This window comes from Pedobacter cryoconitis (assembly GCF_003259615.1).
In the GTDB taxonomy this organism is placed as follows: Bacteria; Bacteroidota; Bacteroidia; order Sphingobacteriales; family Sphingobacteriaceae; genus Pedobacter; species Pedobacter cryoconitis.
Map to the genome: position 1 here is coordinate 29608 of NZ_QLLR01000003.1, position 16324 is coordinate 45931.

17 protein-coding genes are annotated in these 16324 nt (G+C 39.2%); 10 read left to right on the forward strand and 7 right to left on the reverse strand.

What is annotated here, in order from left to right:
* The first annotated feature begins 70 nt into the window (after positions 1–70).
* The 3 genes from LY11_RS05220 (at position 71) to LY11_RS05230 (ending at position 2727) form a co-directional block, all read left to right on the forward strand.
* Positions 71–934: a mechanosensitive ion channel family protein gene (locus tag LY11_RS05220; RefSeq protein ID WP_245952613.1), complete on the forward strand. Its 864-nt coding sequence runs from the start codon at positions 71–73 to the stop codon at positions 932–934.
* An 18-nt stretch (positions 935–952) separates the two neighbouring features.
* Positions 953–1642 carry a class I SAM-dependent methyltransferase gene (locus tag LY11_RS05225; protein WP_111632687.1) on the forward strand — a complete coding sequence of 230 codons (690 nt, stop codon included), beginning with the start codon at positions 953–955 and terminating at the stop codon, positions 1640–1642.
* A gap of 74 nt (positions 1643–1716) precedes the next feature.
* Complete coding sequence (locus LY11_RS05230; protein ID WP_111632688.1) at positions 1717–2727, forward strand: LLM class flavin-dependent oxidoreductase; 1011 nt, start codon at positions 1717–1719, stop codon at positions 2725–2727.
* Between the two features lies 1 nt (position 2728).
* Here LY11_RS05230 and pepT read toward each other — a convergent pair whose 3' ends face one another.
* Positions 2729–3985: a peptidase T gene (gene pepT, locus LY11_RS05235; RefSeq protein WP_111632689.1), complete on the reverse strand. Its 1257-nt coding sequence runs from the start codon at positions 3983–3985 to the stop codon at positions 2729–2731.
* A 130-nt stretch (positions 3986–4115) separates the two neighbouring features.
* Between pepT and LY11_RS05240 the strand changes: the two genes are divergently transcribed.
* From LY11_RS05240 to LY11_RS05250, 3 genes are read left to right on the forward strand one after another with little or no spacing between them, the layout of a single operon-like run.
* On the forward strand, positions 4116–4826 hold the full coding sequence (locus LY11_RS05240; protein WP_111632690.1) for a porin family protein: 711 nt from the start codon (positions 4116–4118) through the stop codon (positions 4824–4826).
* Positions 4827–4864: 38 nt separating this feature from the next.
* Complete coding sequence (locus LY11_RS05245; protein ID WP_111632691.1) at positions 4865–6577, forward strand: M14 family metallopeptidase; 1713 nt, start codon at positions 4865–4867, stop codon at positions 6575–6577.
* A gap of 24 nt (positions 6578–6601) precedes the next feature.
* Positions 6602–7228, forward strand: coding sequence for a rhomboid family intramembrane serine protease (locus tag LY11_RS05250; protein ID WP_111632692.1), 627 nt, complete (start codon positions 6602–6604; stop codon positions 7226–7228).
* Here LY11_RS05250 and LY11_RS05255 read toward each other — a convergent pair.
* Positions 7225–8193, reverse strand: a complete 969-nt coding sequence (locus LY11_RS05255; protein WP_111632906.1) for a hypothetical protein — start codon at positions 8191–8193, stop codon at positions 7225–7227. The genes LY11_RS05250 and LY11_RS05255 overlap by 4 nt on opposite strands.
* An 87-nt stretch (positions 8194–8280) precedes the next feature.
* On the opposite strand from LY11_RS05255, the gene LY11_RS05260 reads away from it, so the two are divergent.
* A complete protein-coding gene (locus LY11_RS05260) occupies positions 8281–9315 on the forward strand; it encodes a dipeptide epimerase (RefSeq protein ID WP_111632693.1) in 1035 nt (344 codons plus the stop codon).
* On the opposite strand, the gene LY11_RS05265 is transcribed toward LY11_RS05260, so the two are convergent.
* Both LY11_RS05265 and LY11_RS05270 read right to left on the reverse strand, forming a co-directional pair.
* On the reverse strand, positions 9296–9529 hold the full coding sequence (locus tag LY11_RS05265; protein ID WP_111632694.1) for a DUF6358 family protein: 234 nt from the start codon (positions 9527–9529) through the stop codon (positions 9296–9298). The two genes, LY11_RS05260 and LY11_RS05265, sit on opposite strands and share 20 nt — an antisense overlap.
* A 4-nt stretch (positions 9530–9533) precedes the next feature.
* Positions 9534–9851: a rhodanese-like domain-containing protein gene (locus tag LY11_RS05270; RefSeq protein ID WP_111632695.1), complete on the reverse strand. Its 318-nt coding sequence runs from the start codon at positions 9849–9851 to the stop codon at positions 9534–9536.
* A gap of 169 nt (positions 9852–10020) precedes the next feature.
* On the opposite strand from LY11_RS05270, the gene LY11_RS05275 reads away from it, so the two are divergent.
* Together LY11_RS05275 and LY11_RS05280 are read left to right on the forward strand one after the other, a co-directional pair.
* On the forward strand, positions 10021–11106 hold the full coding sequence (locus tag LY11_RS05275) for a DUF4407 domain-containing protein (protein WP_111632696.1): 1086 nt from the start codon (positions 10021–10023) through the stop codon (positions 11104–11106).
* Positions 11103–12419: a M20/M25/M40 family metallo-hydrolase gene (locus LY11_RS05280; protein ID WP_245952616.1), complete on the forward strand. Its 1317-nt coding sequence runs from the start codon at positions 11103–11105 to the stop codon at positions 12417–12419. The genes LY11_RS05275 and LY11_RS05280 overlap by 4 nt, the downstream gene beginning before the upstream one ends.
* On the opposite strand, the gene LY11_RS05285 is transcribed toward LY11_RS05280, so the two are convergent.
* Together LY11_RS05285 and LY11_RS05290 are read right to left on the reverse strand one after the other, a co-directional pair.
* Complete coding sequence (locus LY11_RS05285; protein ID WP_111632697.1) at positions 12416–12931, reverse strand: GNAT family N-acetyltransferase; 516 nt, start codon at positions 12929–12931, stop codon at positions 12416–12418. The two genes, LY11_RS05280 and LY11_RS05285, sit on opposite strands and share 4 nt — an antisense overlap.
* Positions 12928–13491, reverse strand: a complete 564-nt coding sequence (locus tag LY11_RS05290) for a thiamine pyrophosphokinase (RefSeq protein ID WP_111632698.1) — start codon at positions 13489–13491, stop codon at positions 12928–12930. The genes LY11_RS05285 and LY11_RS05290 overlap by 4 nt, the downstream gene beginning before the upstream one ends.
* Before the next feature lie 98 nt (positions 13492–13589).
* Here LY11_RS05290 and LY11_RS05295 point away from each other — a divergent pair, with 98 nt between their 5' ends.
* Positions 13590–14777: a hypothetical protein gene (locus LY11_RS05295; protein ID WP_111632699.1), complete on the forward strand. Its 1188-nt coding sequence runs from the start codon at positions 13590–13592 to the stop codon at positions 14775–14777.
* A gap of 59 nt (positions 14778–14836) precedes the next feature.
* On the opposite strand, the gene LY11_RS05300 is transcribed toward LY11_RS05295, so the two are convergent.
* The gene (locus LY11_RS05300; protein WP_111632700.1) at positions 14837–16324 is read right to left on the reverse strand and encodes a RagB/SusD family nutrient uptake outer membrane protein; all 1488 of its coding nucleotides are present in this window, start codon (positions 16322–16324) and stop codon (positions 14837–14839) included.

Below are 16324 nucleotides of genomic sequence, written 5' to 3' on the forward strand. Positions count from 1 at the left end.
ACATTTAAATGGGCCCGTCGGTCTTTTCATACCGCTATTATTCCTGAACATATCGTTGAGTCTGATGGTCATGAATGAATCCATCATGGCGCAGCTGAGCAGAATTATAGAAATATCCCTGACCATCATTTTTGCTTTAGTCCTGATCAGGATTATTAAAGTACTCGAAGATTATTTTTATCATAAGTATGATCTTAACAAAGAGGATAACCTGAAGGAAAGGAAGATCAGGACGCAGTTGCAATTTATACGGAAATTTGTAGTTTCATTGATTATCCTGGTTACTGTTTCCATTATCTTGCTGAGCTTTGAGAGTATGCGCAAAATCGGTACAGGTTTACTAACGGGGGTTGGGATAGGTGGTATTATTATTGGTTTCGCCGCTCAAAAATCATTAGGCAATTTACTTGCAGGCTTTCAGATTGCTTTTACACAACCTATCCGTATTGATGATGTCCTGATTGTTGAAGGAGAATGGGGCCGGGTCGAAGAAATTACACTGACCTATGTTGTGGTCAACATCTGGGATCAGCGGCGATTGATTTTACCGATTACTTATTTTATCGAAAAACCTTTTCAGAACTGGACGAGGGTTTCCGCACAGTTATTAGGAACTGTTTTTCTATATCTCGATTATACGATTCCTATTCCACCGCTAAGGGATGAATTAACAAGGTTACTGACTGATCATCCTTTGTGGGATAAAAGGGTTAATGTGGTACAGCTCACAGACAATAAAGCAAATACGGTAGAGGTTCGTTTTTTAATGAGTGCCCGTAATTCTTCCCAGGCATTTGATCTGCGCTGTTATGTCCGTGAAGAAATGATTGCTTTTATCAGAGCGAATTATCCGGACAGCTTACCAAAAACACGACTGGAATATAAAGACAGTAACTATCAGGGAGCAGAAGACGCTGTCCTTCAGAAAAAATAATTTAATATCTTTGTCCCAATGGACGTTTTCGGAAGTGCTTTACAAGATCAGTTTACAAATGGTACCGCAGCAAAACTATTGCTGCATAATTCTTATGATGAACCGGAGGAAATGCCTGTAGACATCTTTTTTCGTACAGAAGAAGAAATGCCGGACATAGAACTGGAAGCAATGGATCTTTGTGAAGGCAGGGTACTTGATGTTGGCGGAGGAGCCGGCAGTCATGCCCTTATCCTTCAAGCACGCGGCTTTGATGTGATCGCGCTTGACATTTCACCGATCGCCGTAGAAATCATGAAAACAAGAGGCGTAAAGCATGCTGTTGAAGGAGATGTTTTCAGTTACCAGGGAGAAAAATTTGATACTTTATTATTCCTGATGAACGGAATAGGGCTAACAGGTACTATTGATGGCTTCAAAACATTCCTTAATCATGCAAAATCCTTGTTAAACGAAGACGGACAGTTATTATTTGACACTTCGGACATTTCCTATTTATATGAAGATATGGACAAACCTGCTGATAAATATCATGGGGAGATCGCTTATCAATACGAATATAAAGATCAAAAAGGAGAATGGTTCAACTGGTTATATCTTGATCCTCAGCTGTTGAAACAGATCGCTAAAGAATGTGGCTGGGAATGTCACCTGCTATTTGATGATGGCCAGGATCAGTATCTTGCAGAAATGAGGGTCACTCAATAATCTGGAAGTCACAATAATTAAGAAACTCATTTGCCAGAAACAGACATTGTATTTTTGTGATACAATTTGTCCATATGAGTAATCCTTCAATTCAATTAAGCATTCTTGATCAGTCACCGGTTAGAAAAGGTGTTTCTGCACAACAGGCCATACAGGAAACCGTTGAACTCGCAAAAATGGCGGATAACCTCGGTTATACACGTTTCTGGGTTTCTGAGCATCACAATACGACAGCACTTGCCGGCTCAACTCCCGAAATTCTGATTGCGCACCTGGCCGGTCAGACTAAAAATATAAAATTAGGATCAGGAGGTGTTATGCTTCCTAACCACAGTGCTCTGAAGGTAGCGGAAAACTTCCGTATGCTCGAAGTACTTTTCCCGGGAAGGATTGATCTTGGATTAGGGAGAGCGCCGGGTACGGACAGAATTACTGCAAGCGTGCTTAATCCGTCAAACCAATGGAGAGAGCAGGATTTTCTGGAACAGCTGAATGACCTGAGAAACTATCTCCATGATTCCGGAGCACCGGGCACTATACAGGAAAAGATCATTGCTATTCCGCAAGCAGCAACTGTACCGCCAATGTGGTTATTAAGCTCAAGTGGTCAGAGTGGTTTATTTGCAGCGCATTTCGGCATGGGAATGTCTTTCGCCCATTTTATCAATCCTTTAGGAGGCCCTGAAGCTGTTCAGATTTATCGTGACCGCTTCCAGCCATCAATTGATAAGGCAGAACCTGAAGTGAATGTAGGTATAGGTGTTTTTTGCTCGGAAAGTGAGGAAATTATCTTCCGTCAGCAGGCTGTAATGGATTATAGGTATCTGCAGCTTGAAAAAGGAGGCAGATTATATCCAATTGCCTACAATGACATTAAGCATGTGACTTATAATGCTGCTGAACAAGAAAGAATAGACCACAACAGGCAAAGAATGTTAATCGGAACGCCGGATGTACTGAAAGAAAAGATAGATACATTGCTGGCTGATTACAAGGTAAATGAGCTGATGGCTGTAACGATTACCGAAGGTTTCGAAGAACGCATCCGCTCTTACGAGCTTTTAGCAGCAATGTATCTGAAATAGTTTAGTTGCTCTTTTCTTCCCAGATCAGCGCAATATTAATAATAGTTTCCACTGCTTTTTCCATGTCTTGTACGGAAGCCCACTCCTGCTTGCCATGGAAAGCATGTTCTCCTGCAAAAACGTTAGGACAAGGTAAGCCCATCAGTGATAATCTTGAACCATCTGTACCCCCTCTGATACTTTGTCTTTTAACTGGAATACCTGCGCGTTCAATTGCCAGAACACCATATTCCAATACTTGCGGGTGCTGGTCCAGTACCTTTTTCATATTGCGGTATTGTTCCTTAATTTTTAGCTCATAAGTAGCATTCGGATAGGCAGCAATAACCTGTTTAACAATAGTTTCCAGCGTACGGCCATGTTCAGCTAATAAAACATCATCAAAATCACGGATAATAAAATGTGCTTCTGCCTGTTCTACATTCCCCTGCATCGTAACCGGGTGTAAAAATCCTTCTTTTTTCGAAGTAGCTTCTGGTGTTAAGGTATCTTTTGGTAAAGCACTGATAATATCACTCAGAATCTTGATCGCACTTTCCATTTTGCCTCTCGCAAAACCCGGGTGAGAACTAATACCATGTATAGTTAAAACTGCTCCATCAGCAGAAAAAGTCTCATCTTCAATAGAACCGCAGGTTTCTCCATCAATTGTATAAGCGAAGTCAGCACCTAGTTTCTTCAGATCTGCTTTATCTACACCTCTTCCAATTTCTTCATCTGGGGTGAAAAGTATTCTTATTTTACCATGTTTATGTTCAGAATGCTGCATCAAAAAGGCAGCAGCTTCCATAATTTCTGCCAAACCAGCTTTGTTATCGGCTCCTAATAACGTTGTACCACTTGCAGTGATGATGTCATTGCCTATCTGATCTTTCAGGTCTTTATGCTCGCTCATTCTTAAAACCACTGAGTGGTCATCAGGAAGAACAAGATCCTGCCCCTGGTAATTGGTATGAATAATCGGTTTCACACCATACCCGCTGCAATCCGGAGAAGTATCCATATGCGAGCAGAAACAGATCACAGGAACATCTTTAGTGCTATTGGAAGGAATAGTAGCATATACATAGCCATATTCATCCAGGTGTGCATCTGTTATTCCCAGCTCCAATAATTGAGCAACCAGTACTTTCCCCAGATTCTTCTGCTTTTCGGTGGAAGGAACGCTCGCAGACTCAGGATCAGACTGTGTGTCTATTTTTACGTATTCAGTAAATCTATTTTGTAAAGAGTTACCTGTGTTATGATATTTTAGCATAATTTTAAAAAAAAGTAAAGGCCTTCTTAATCACTAAATTCAGACGCTGTTTTTAAATATATTCAAACAGTTTCTTAAAAGGCTAAAGATAACCAAAGATGATATTTTATCTATAAACAATCAGCATAACTTGAAAAGGATACTTATTTCAACTCTATTTTCGGCATTGGCATTTTCGTCTTTTGCACAATCAAATTTTTACAAGTTTTCTGTTGGTGCTGGCGCTGGTATTACCCAATCTTTCGCAGATCTTAAAAAACATGACTTCGGACTGGCCGGCTATGCTACGCTGGATTATTTATTCACTCCTTACCTTAGTCTTGGTCTGGAACTCCAAAAAGGAGAAGTCAATGGAGGGGATGTCAATGCGACTCCCGATGACAGGCAGTTTATCAATGGCTACCAGGCTGTGTCTGTCAACGGAAAAATAGCTTTGGGAGAATTTATAGATTTTGACTATAACAGCTTGTCCGGTAAACTCAGAGGTCTGTATTTTGGCAGTGGTATAGGAATTATTCAGAATAAGATGACCGGTATCAGGCGTGCAAACGTAAAAGATCCAGCCGATCCATATCCTGGAGAAGATAGTTCAAATGACGTTTACTTTCCGCTGAACCTGGGTATCAACTTCTTTTTTCCGGACCGGGATGGTTTTTACAGATATACACTGAATATTAATTGCCAGAGTAATGTGACCCTGGGAGAAGGGCTGGATGGTTATGATAATTCATCAATAACACATAAATCCGGAACTCCCGACATCTATAATTTTTATACTATCGGATTCAAATACAGCTTCGGAAAAATGGGCCTGTATAAGAAAAAGTTCAGACAGTTTTAGTCTGGAAAAATGTTCAGTACTTTTATAAATACGTATCAATGAAATATTTTTTACTGTCTTTAATTCTGCTAACGATGGAAACATTTGCACAGCAAACGCCTTATGAGCTTAGTAATAAAAATCAAACGGCTACTTATGACCAGGCCATTGCTTATTATAAACAGCTGGCTAAAGTATCTCCACAGGCCAGACTCCTTTCCTATGGAACTACTGATTTTGGAAAACCTCTTCACCTTTTGGTTTTATCAAAGAATAAAGTCTTTGATCCTGCCGAACTCCGGAAGAATAATCAAAGAATACTATTAATTAATAATGGCATCCACCCTGGTGAGCCAGAAGGTATAGATGCGTCCATGATGCTGGCAAGAGATTTATTAAAAGACAATCATTTACCGGATAATGTTGTGATCTGTATTATTCCGGTTTATAATATAGACGGATCATTTAACCGCAGCAGTACTTCCAGAGCAAATCAGAATGGCCCGGAAACCTATGGGTTCAGAGGAAACAGTAAAAATTATGACCTGAACAGGGACTTCATTAAAACGGACTCCAAAAACTCTGCTGCTTTTCAGGAAATATTCAATACCTGGCAGCCAGAGATATTCGTAGATACACATACCAGTAACGGTGCTGATTATCAATATACGATGACACTTATCCCTACGCAAAAAGATAAGCTGAACCCTATTCTAGCTGAGTACCTGACCAAAAGTATGGTCCCTGCTTTATATGCAGCCATGAAGAAGAAAGGGTTTGAGCTCATTCCTTATATCAACTCGGTAGAGAACACACCGGATGCCGGAATAACGGGTTTTCTGGAGACTCCCCGTTATTCAACTGGTTATGCCGCTTTACATAATAGTATTGGCTTTATGCCAGAAACACATATGTTAAAGGTTTACCAGAAAAGGGTTGAATCTACTTATCAATTACTTCAAACTTATGTTGATCTGGTTAGCAAAGACGCAAAAATAATTGGGGAGAATAAGCGTAAAGCTGATGAGGCTGCCGCTATACAAAAAGAATTCCCTTTGAGCTGGAAACTCAATGAGACTACCTATGAGCTGATTTCTTTTAAAGGCTTTGCTGCAAAATATAAGCCCAGTGCCGTAAGTGGGGCTGACAGGCTTTATTATGACCGGAATGATCCTTATACAAAAAAAATCAAATACTGGAATAAGTTTGAACCGCAGCTTACCGTAGAAAAACCTGAGGCTTACGTGATTCCAAAGGCATGGGATAAAGTAATTGGATTGCTGAAATTAAACGGTGTGAAAGTGCAGGAGCTCAAAGCGGATAAAGAGCTTGCTGTTGATGTTTATTATATCGAGGATTATAAAACAGCTTCAAGACCGTATGAAGGACACTATATCCACAATAACGTTCAGCTAAGTACCAAGAAACAAACTATAAAGTTTTATAAAGGAGATTACCTGGTGTACGTGAATCAGCCGCAAAACAGGTATATTATGGAAACGCTGGAACCACAGGCTACCGATTCTTTCTTTAACTGGAATTTTTTCGATTCTGTACTGGATCAGAAAGAACATTACTCTGCTTATGTTTTTGAGGATACAGCCACCGGACTATTAAAAGATGATCCTGAGCTTAAAACCAAGCTGAATCAAAAGAAAATAAAAGATAGTACATTTGCCCAGAATCCTTCAGCGCAACTTGAATTTGTATATCAAAATTCAAATTACTACGAAAAAACACATTTACGCTATCCAATTGCTAGATTGCACTAATTTAAAATCCGATACGAATATTATATGATACAAGAATATCTGATCAACACACCTGTCGCTTCTCTGATTTTCATTTTTACCCTGGCAACGAGCATCTATGCTTTTAATGACAGTTCTCTGTATGGAAAGTTTATGCTTCACCCCTACAGCGTATACCGCAGAAGTAATGTCTATACGTTATTAACCAGCGGCCTGATACACGGAAGCTGGATGCACCTGGCATTTAACATGTTTACTTTCTATTTCTTCGCTTTCTCACTGGAAGCTACGGTAGGAAGTCTGAGATTTGGACTGATCTACTTTATTGGCTTGATTTTAAGTGATATTCCTTCAGTAATCAAACATAAAGACGATTATCATTACCATAGCCTGGGTGCATCGGGAGCGATTTCTGCAGTATTGTTCAGTTATATTATGTTCTATCCACTGAATACCTTAATGATATTTCCTTTACCGGTCCCTATCTGGGCAGCATTATTTGGTGTATTATACCTGGTTTACTCTTATTATATGTCAAAAAGTTCCAGAGATAACATTAACCATGATGCGCATTTATTCGGTGCGATTACTGGAATTATCATTACGATATTAGTTGTACCAAATATTGTTCCTCATTTTATTGAAACAATCACTGCCCGTTTCGCAGGTTAGTCAGTAGCTGGCAGGGATGGCGGGTTGAAGTAACTTGTAGGTGCCAAAGGGTCTTTTCTGATTTCCATCAGCAGGTTTCCCCAGGGTTTCCAGACGGTTTCTAAAACCTGCGCATAAATTTTATGCTGCCAAACGTCAAACAGAGGTTTGTTGGTCGTTCCTCTTAAAGGCATGGCATCAATATAGATTGCACCTTCAACAGGCATAATCGTGTATTCTGGTAAGCGGTTGAACAAATAGGCAGAGTAAAAGAACCTTGCACACAACTCTTCAAACTGCTGATTTGTTAACGACTGGCCTGCAATCTGATCCAGGATTTCCTGGTGATACCTTTTATTAGTCCCGTTATCCTGCAGGCAGGCAATAATACCAAAATCTTTAAGTTTTAAAGAGAAAGTAAGGGTATTGATCTCATCCCTGAAACTGAAAGGAATATCATCCTGTTCCAATGGTACGATCACAAAAGACCAGGGGGTAAAATCTTCCAGTACTACACTGCGGTAGATACTCTGGATCATAGTTTGTAAGTTGCCGAATTTGTGCATCAGCCCCTGTGACATATTTAATCCGTCATCACTCAATTGCTGCAAATTAACGGCAGCATTCATTTCGATATAGATCAGGCTGTAAAGAAATTTACCTACCCATTTAAACAGGTCTATTTCTTCCAGCTTCGAAACTCCGGCGAATCCTTCTGCAAATGCTGCGGCTATTTTATCTTCCAGCGGACCGATAAAATTGAACAACACTTCTTCACTTACAGGTATTTTCAGCGTATTATAAGACCTGATAGATTCATCCAGCAATTTAATCTGCTCATCACCGCTAAAATTAGCAACTTCCAATAACCATGCAGGCAATACATTGGTTTGTATCACAGGTGCATCAAAAGTATCTCCGCTCAAAAAGCAGTTTTTGAACTTAAAGTCGAAGTTTTTAAATGGCTGATAGATTGTGTTAGTCATATTAACCGCAATATTAGGGATATTATTTTTACATTCGGTGAGGCTCCCATTTTTTAACTTTGATATTACCAAAAGCTTTTAAAACACATGCAAGCAGTTCATATTTCTTTTAACCTGGAACTTAAACATCCTTTCACTATAACCGGATTCACCAGAACAAGTACTCCCTTATTATTATTAAAGCTTACTTATGAAAATATGGAAGGTTATGGTGAGGCTTCGATGGTTCCGTATTTAGGTGAAAGTTATAGTTCTGCAGAAGCATTCCTTAAAAAAGTAGACTGGACACATTTTAAGCAACCTTTTAACTTCGCAGAGTTTATGGCCTACCTTGATAGCATTGACGCTGGTAATCCAGCAATAAAGGCTGCTATTGATATTGCACTGAACGACATCAATGGAGAGATCTTGCAAAAGCCATGTTTTGAAATCTACAAGGCTGATCCGGCGAAGATGCCTGTTACTTCTTACACGATAGGAATTGCTGCACCAGAATTGATTAAAGAAAAAGTTGCTGAGGCAAAAGGATTTAAAGTACTCAAAGTCAAATTAGGATCAGGTCATGATAAGGAACTGATCAATGCCATCAGAAGTGTAAGCAATTTACCGCTTTATATAGATGCTAACCAAGGGTGGACAGACCGGAAAATGGCTATAGATTTGATCTATTGGTTACATGACCAGGGAGCCGTACTGGTTGAACAACCTATGGACAAGACTAATATCGAAGGAAATGCGTGGTTAACAGGCCGCAGTCCAATTCCAATCCTCGCGGACGAGGCTGTACAAAGATTAAGTGATATTGACCACATTAAGGGGGCTTATCATGGCATAAACGTGAAGCTGATGAAAAGTGGCGGCATGTATGAGGCTCATCAGATGATTTTAAAAGCCCGTTCTTATGGGATGAAGGTCATGATCGGCTGTATGAGTGAGACTTCTATTGCTACTCAGGCCGGAATGGCTTTAGCTCCGTTATGTGACTGGGTAGATCTGGATGGCCCGTTTTTGACTAAGAACAATCCATTTGAACCACCTGCTTTGCACGAAGGCAAATATATACTAAAAGACCTTCCAGGTTTAGGGCTGGAAGGTCTTTCTCCTAATTTGTTTTTTCCTTAACAGGGGAAGAGTTATTCACGATATTTTGTTTTTCTTTGATACCAGCTCTCACTTCTTTGACAATCTTAATCTTCAGGTAAATGAAAAATAAACCTGTAGCGATTAACAAGGCAACAACGGGATAATTTGCGTTCTGGAAAGCCCATTTAAGGCCAATTACAGAAATCACAATACCCAGGGTATAAAACGTATTTAATGCAATTTGCTTCTTCATCTTATTAATAAACTGGCATTCCAGGATCAAATGCAGCCTGCCATGCAAGGATACCGCCTTTTAAATTGTAAAGGTTTGTAAAACCATGCAACTGCTCCAATTGCATTACTGCTGCTGCACTGCGTTTACCGCTTCTGCATTGCATAATTACTGGTTTATCGGTTGCAATTTTCTCTACTTCAATCAAAATCCCTCCCAAAGGAATATTCTCTCCGTTAAGGTTTGAAGTATCGTATTCGAAAGTTTCTCTTACATCAATCAGTTGAAAATCTTCCTTGTTATCTATTTTTTGTTTTAATTCTTCTACGCTAATTTCTTTCATCTTCAAAGCTTTTAAATGGATGGTTTATGATCCATGAATACTGGTCAAATATAAAGTTTATCAACAACTTATCTGCTAAATGTAAGTCAAAATTTATGGTTTTAACCGCTGGGTTGTAACAACTAAGAATGCCGGGCGTTTAATAGTATTCTTTCTTAACTTTGTTACTATGGATGCCCTGTCACGTTTCTTTTGGTTTTGTTCTGGTATACACCAGCCTACATTAGAGAAGCACCCTACTGAACATAATAAATATGTTGGTATCGGCGCAACTATCTTTTTCACTGGCTTATTCGCCGCGCTTTCTGGTGGGTATGCGATGTATTTTGTTTTTAAAGGCGACACTGCTGCTGTACTTTTCGCCGTATTTTTCGGTATCCTCTGGGGGCTTGCCATTTTTAATATGGACCGTTATATCGTCTCCAGTATTAACAAGAATTCTTCTTCCGGCAAGCAGATTTTGCAGGCTACACCACGTATATTACTGGCTATTATGATCGGCATGGTCATTTCCCGTCCTTTAGAGCTTAAAATCTTTGACAAAGAGATTAAAGAGCGGCTTAAGGTAAGTTACCTGAACAATCAACGGTCAAAAATAGATACCCTGAATAAAGCATTTACCAATAAGTATACCATCGAGCTCAACAAACTGAACGAATCCAAGGTGCAAAGAGACTCTTTGGAAAATGGTATTAAATCTGACCGGCAAAAACTTAACTTTGAAGTCTTCGGAACCAAAACGACTGAAACGTCAGGGGTAATGGGCTACGGGCCTTATGCAAAGCGCAAAGAAGAGGAATTAAAACAAAGGCAGCAAAACCTGGATTCCCTGAATTCGGATGTGAGAAGGATGGAGCGTTTTGTAGACGGCAGAAAGCAGTTTGACGGTTTATTATCGGAGCGGCTTTACACGGGCAAACAGTTGGATAGCCTGACCAGTATTGCCGGTTTTGCTGATCGTAACTGGGCATTAGGGCAATTGAGTTTTAATACAGATGGCACCCGGGACACAACCACGGCCTTAGCGGTTACATTTATTGGTTTGTTATTCATCTTTTTTGAGTGCCTGCCGGTATTTGTAAAAATGATGAGTTCAAGAGGTCCGTATGACAGATCTGTGGAAAACCTGGAAATCAGCCAGATCCATACCTCTGAGAAGGACAGAGACTTTGAAATTGAAGTTACCGATGGCGTACATGATACCCGGGTAGCGACCACTATTGCAAGAGAAAAAGAACTATTAACTAAATTATGATGAAATACTTTTATTACCCATTGATTTTACTTTTTATCGCCCGAACGGCATCAGCCCAGGATATTGATAAAATTATCACTAAAGATTATGTTGACAATCTGATCAAAACCCTGAGTAGTGATGACATGCAGGGCAGAGCGACATTCAGCCCGGGAATTGATAAGGCGGCAACTTTTATTGAAGGTGAATTTAAAAAAATAGGATTGCAACCCTTAAAAGGTGCAGCAGGCTACAGACAAACTTTTTACAAGTATGAGCTTAAACCCGCTTCAGGTCAGGTGTCAGTTGATGGGAAAGTAATTGCCCCTGCCGATTTTGCTGTTTGGGGAAATACAAGTGAAAGCTTAAATTTCGATAATACCGGCGGAGACGGATGGGTAAGACTTGATTCTTCAAAAACCTTCAGAGAGCAGTACAGACTTTTAGTCCGTAATAAAAAAACAAAATTGGTTCTGGTAGATCCGAAATTCACCAAAGAATTTAATGAGTTAAAGACCTATCTTTCAAAAGCTGCCGTGGTAGACGAAAAGATGATACATGAGATAAACAAGTTTGCTTTAGTCCTGGTATTATCTCCTGACACTACGGTAAAGAACTTCACGGTATCCTTAAAAAACAAGGCTAACAAATTACCTTTATTTAATGTTGCCGGAATTATCCCCGGAAAATCAAAAGCTAAAGAATTAGTGGTGTTCTCAGGACATTATGACCACCTGGGTATTATTCATTCTGCAGATCAGGATAGTATTGCAAATGGTGCAGATGATGATGCTTCTGGCACTACGGCTATGATTGCCCTTGCAAAATACTATAAGAAACTAAACAACAATGAGCGTACGCTTATTTTCGTTGCTTTTACAGCAGAAGAAATTGGCGGTTATGGTGCAAAGTATTTCTCTGAGCAATTAAACCCTGATGAGGTTGTTGCGATGTTTAATATTGAAATGATCGGTAAAGAAAGTAAGTTTGGTAAAAACACAGCCTTCATTACCGGCTATGATAAGTCTGATTTTGGAAAGATCCTGCAAAAGAACCTGGAAGGATCAGCATTTACTTTCCACCCTGATCCTTATTTACAGCAGAATTTGTTTTACAGAAGCGATAACGCGACACTTGCCGCATTAGGCGTACCTGCACATACCATCAGTACTGACCAGATAGATATTGATAAGCTTTACCATACGGTAAAGGATGAGTACAGCACGTTGGATACTGAGAACATCCTGTCAACAATTAAAGCAATTGCTAAAAGTGCAATTACCATTGTAAAAGGAACGGATACACCAACCAGAATACCTAAATTAACTAATTAAGCAGGTTTTAAGGTTGTTAGTGGCAGTGCCATCACATAATCATTCATAAAGAAACCGTTGCCAATTTCAATGTCGACGGTTTCTTTAACCACAAAACCCATCTTCTCGTAGAAGTCTTTTGCGTTATTGTAACGGTTTACATTTAATGTAAGGGTATCAGCCCCAGCTTCTATAGCCTTGTTCCTCACTTCATTCATTAAGAGCTTACCCAGACCTTTTCCATGTGCCTCAGGCAATACATACAACTTATGAAGTTTAGTAACTATATGTTGCTGATGTGTGGTTGTAGAATAGGCTGCAAAAGCCAGATCCTGATCACCTTCCTGTGCAATTAAAAAAGTATGACCTTCCATCAGCTGTTTCGTTAAAGCAGCAATACTATAAAATTGATCCAGCATATAATCAATCTGCACCTGATCAAGAATATGGCCATAAGTGGGCCTAAAGGTAAGAGTTCCTATGCGCTGAATGATTGACACGTCTTCTTCTTTTGCTTTTCTTAGTGTAATCATATTTTTTCTGTTAAGAACACATATTCCGTAGCGAAAGTGAATTCTACAAAACCGTCTTTCACGACTTCAAATTCTCTTTCATCCTTTTGCATCAGATTAGTAGCTTCAAAATAAGAAACTACATCAATTAGAAACAGGCTTCCGGCAGGCTTCCAAACGTTAAATCCAGTTTTAACTGCATATGATTTCTCTGTTGCAGTGAATAAAACAATATTAATTTTATGCAGGTAAAAAGCCAGATCTGATAGTGCTTTCTGGTCATCAATAATATTTACCGCAGGATACTTCTCTGAAATCAGGTAGTTTAATACGGTATTATATTCATCACCTGGGCCCATAATAGATTTCGTATTTTCCTGAGGAGCAAGTTCACCGGTAGCATTCAGAATTACGTCTACTTTTAGTCCCAGACTGAGGACTTTCTCATAAATAGCGCTGTTGACAATTAAAGTAGGACTCCATTCCAGGATTTGTCCCAGGTATTCTTCATCAAAATTGCCCAGATTGTGAATATATAGGGCTGGCTCCTGTTTTTCTCTGACTATATGGTGCGACGACATCCTGCTAAGGTATTAATGATTAATGAAAAGCTAAATGATTATTTGAATAAATAAAGGGAAACATTCAACACGGCTTACTGTTATACTATAAATATCATATGTATAAATTAATACTCTTATTCCTGATGACACCATTGCTTACTTTCGCGCAACAACCGGATGAGAAAACACTTTATTTAAATAGTAAAAATGAAGTTACAACTACAAAAAGTGAGTTTAAATGTATTAAAAACAAATATTTATCCGCAGAACGCATCGATTGTTATGATTGTGAAAATGCACAGCATCAAATTGTGAAACAACTCTCTGTTAATTTTAAGATTGCGGATACCATTAAACAGGGTATCAATCCAGCATATTTTGGTCATACAGATTTTACTGAATACCTGACCGGCGACCTTAAAGCAGGAAAACCTTATAATGGTTTTTTCAAAGAAAAGAAAGAAGGTTCCGAGTGGGTGATCTATAATTATTACCAGCAAGGTATCCTTGTACAGCAATGGTACAATGATTTATTTAACAAGATCCTTGCAGAAGATCATCAGGAGTTTTCTGATGTAAAGCTGGATGCTAAAAACACCTTTATTAACGGTAAAATTGATACTGGAATAGAAATTATTCCCGTTAACATGAAAGAACAACGGGCAATGGCAGAGCTCATCCGCACCGTTAAAAACACAAAAACAGTTTTATTCAGAGTACTCATCTTTGCAGAGAATACTGGCGTACTACTCAGGATAAGCCCATTAAAGCAGGGTTATCTGCTGGAAGATTTCGGGAAGAATAGTCTAAAAATAACTTTTACACCAGAAGGCAGGACCATAGAAACAATAGCGCCTGAGAAAAAATCAGGAAAGGCCATAGCCTATAACTATTACAGTTTTTCAGACCGTGCCAAAGTCGATAAGAACCGTCCTTATTCTTATTTTCAAAAAAGCAACAAGCTTTATATAGAACAACCTGAAGTTGCTCAGAAAGAGCCTGAAGATCATGATCAGGAAAGCAGCAGGATGTTAAGAAAGTTATCCTTGAGCTTATATGATACCACTCCGCTGGAAACCTCAGACATGATTGCGTTTTTGCAGAAGCGTAATGGAATAAAAAATTACATGGGTGATTACGGGCTTTATGAGGGCAAAGCAGAAGGCTTTGTTTACAAGCCGGGAGATACTGAAGGAACCTACACCATGGAGCTGTACAGCCAGCGAAAAGTAGAGCCGGCAAAAATCCCTGCAAAAAACAAAACGTTGAAGGAACTTGCTGCGGCCCTGAAAACTTATTATTAATTCCACAAAAAAGAGGCTATTCCTTTCGGAAATAGCCTCTTGATCAATTTTAAATATCCTTATGGATTCTGTCCACCAGTACCAATCGCAGGATTTGCGTTGATCTCATCCTGAGGAATTACCCACTGCCATTTTAAATCACCCGGAGCTTGACTTAAAGTCAGTGCAAGCTCACTAGTATGGTTAGAATTGGTTCTGTCTAATGCAGAATTTAATCGTTTAAGATCCGTAAAACGGAATCCTTCACCCCATAATTCAGCACGACGCTGAAGTAAGATTTCTTTAATCAGTTCTTCACCTGTTTTAGTTGACAATACATACTGAGAATCTCTGCTATGTGCTAAAGTAAACAAGGCAGCCTGAGCTAACCCGGTTTGTCCGCTTCTCGCTAAAGCTTCTGCTTCGATCAAGTACATTTCAGAAGCACGCATATGCGTTACGTCCCCTATACTTGTAGATCCTGCTACCAGGAATTTTCTATTCATATATGGTTTTCTTGCTCCATTTGCCGGAATTGGGAAATCAGTATTTTTACCTGTTGGGTCCCATAGTAATTTCCTTACATCAGTGGCAGATAATGTAGCATACAATAAAGAATTGATTGCTTTTGGATTTGCCCTGATATTTGAAGAACCATAATTACCAGACATATAAGCAAAGAAAGAAGAGAAATCAGAAGTCTGATCTTCAACTTGCTTACTTGCCCAGATCCATTCTGAATTCTCAGCATCATTAAATCCTTTTCTATAAGTTACACTGTCCATCAGTTTATAATCAGCTCTTGCTACTTTAGCATTTGTAGCAGCAACAGTCCATAAACCTTGTGTTAATGCAACTCTGGCTTTAATACCTTGTGCTACATTCAAATTAAAATGAGATTTATTTGTTCTTGCTTTAGTTTTACCAAAAAGAACAACTGCAGCGTCAATATCCTTGTTGATCTGAGTATAAACTTCCTCAACAGAAGATCTTGGTCTTGCTGTAACATTCGTTGCCAATATAATTGGTACGCCTGCCTGAGTATTGTTTCCGGCAGGGTCATAACGTTTAGCATAAACCTGTACCAACATGAAATGTGCCCATGCTCTGTAAGTTAATGCTTCAGCCATAATTGCGTCTTTGGTTATCTGCTCACCTTCAACTCCATTTACTCTTTCGATCAGGTTATTTGCATTTGCAATGATCGTATAATAGAATTTATACAGGTATTTATCACTTGAACTAGACGCATTTCTGTGATCACTCCATTTGTAAATGCCATTATACCATCCATTACCAGAAGCTGTCATTACCACATCTTCTCCAAGCATATCCAGCATGATCTTTACACCCGACTCTCCGCCCTGATCCTGAGAATCAAGATTAAATTGCTTATATAGCATACGGTGAATACCATTCAAAGCTGCCATCGCATTATCTGTATTTTTAAATACAGTAGCATCATCCGCCCTATCTGTAGGGCTTGTTTCCAGGAAAGACTTTTTACAAGATGCAAAAGTCAATACGATCAGGAAAAAAGGAATAATTGTATATTTTATATTTTTCAT

Bases quoted from the DNA above. Each gene is read 5' to 3' on its own strand.
- LY11_RS05220 (WP_245952613.1), top strand. From the start codon at position 71: ATGAATGAATCCATCATGGCGCAGCTGAGCAGAATTATAGAAATATCC.
- LY11_RS05225 (WP_111632687.1), top strand. From the start codon at position 953: ATGGACGTTTTCGGAAGTGCTTTACAAGATCAGTTTACAAATGGTACC.
- LY11_RS05230 (WP_111632688.1), top strand. From the start codon at position 1,717: ATGAGTAATCCTTCAATTCAATTAAGCATTCTTGATCAGTCACCGGTT.
- pepT (WP_111632689.1), bottom strand. From the start codon at position 3,985: ATGCTAAAATATCATAACACAGGTAACTCTTTACAAAATAGATTTACT.
- LY11_RS05245 (WP_111632691.1), top strand. From the start codon at position 4,865: ATGAAATATTTTTTACTGTCTTTAATTCTGCTAACGATGGAAACATTT.
- LY11_RS05250 (WP_111632692.1), top strand. From the start codon at position 6,602: ATGATACAAGAATATCTGATCAACACACCTGTCGCTTCTCTGATTTTC.
- LY11_RS05255 (WP_111632906.1), bottom strand. From the start codon at position 8,193: ATGACTAACACAATCTATCAGCCATTTAAAAACTTCGACTTTAAGTTC.
- LY11_RS05260 (WP_111632693.1), top strand. From the start codon at position 8,281: ATGCAAGCAGTTCATATTTCTTTTAACCTGGAACTTAAACATCCTTTC.
- LY11_RS05265 (WP_111632694.1), bottom strand. From the start codon at position 9,529: ATGAAGAAGCAAATTGCATTAAATACGTTTTATACCCTGGGTATTGTG.
- LY11_RS05270 (WP_111632695.1), bottom strand. From the start codon at position 9,851: ATGAAAGAAATTAGCGTAGAAGAATTAAAACAAAAAATAGATAACAAG.
- LY11_RS05275 (WP_111632696.1), top strand. From the start codon at position 10,021: ATGGATGCCCTGTCACGTTTCTTTTGGTTTTGTTCTGGTATACACCAG.
- LY11_RS05280 (WP_245952616.1), top strand. From the start codon at position 11,103: ATGATGAAATACTTTTATTACCCATTGATTTTACTTTTTATCGCCCGA.
- LY11_RS05285 (WP_111632697.1), bottom strand. From the start codon at position 12,931: ATGATTACACTAAGAAAAGCAAAAGAAGAAGACGTGTCAATCATTCAG.
- LY11_RS05290 (WP_111632698.1), bottom strand. From the start codon at position 13,491: ATGTCGTCGCACCATATAGTCAGAGAAAAACAGGAGCCAGCCCTATAT.
- LY11_RS05295 (WP_111632699.1), top strand. From the start codon at position 13,590: ATGTATAAATTAATACTCTTATTCCTGATGACACCATTGCTTACTTTC.
- LY11_RS05300 (WP_111632700.1), bottom strand. From the start codon at position 16,324: ATGAAAAATATAAAATATACAATTATTCCTTTTTTCCTGATCGTATTG.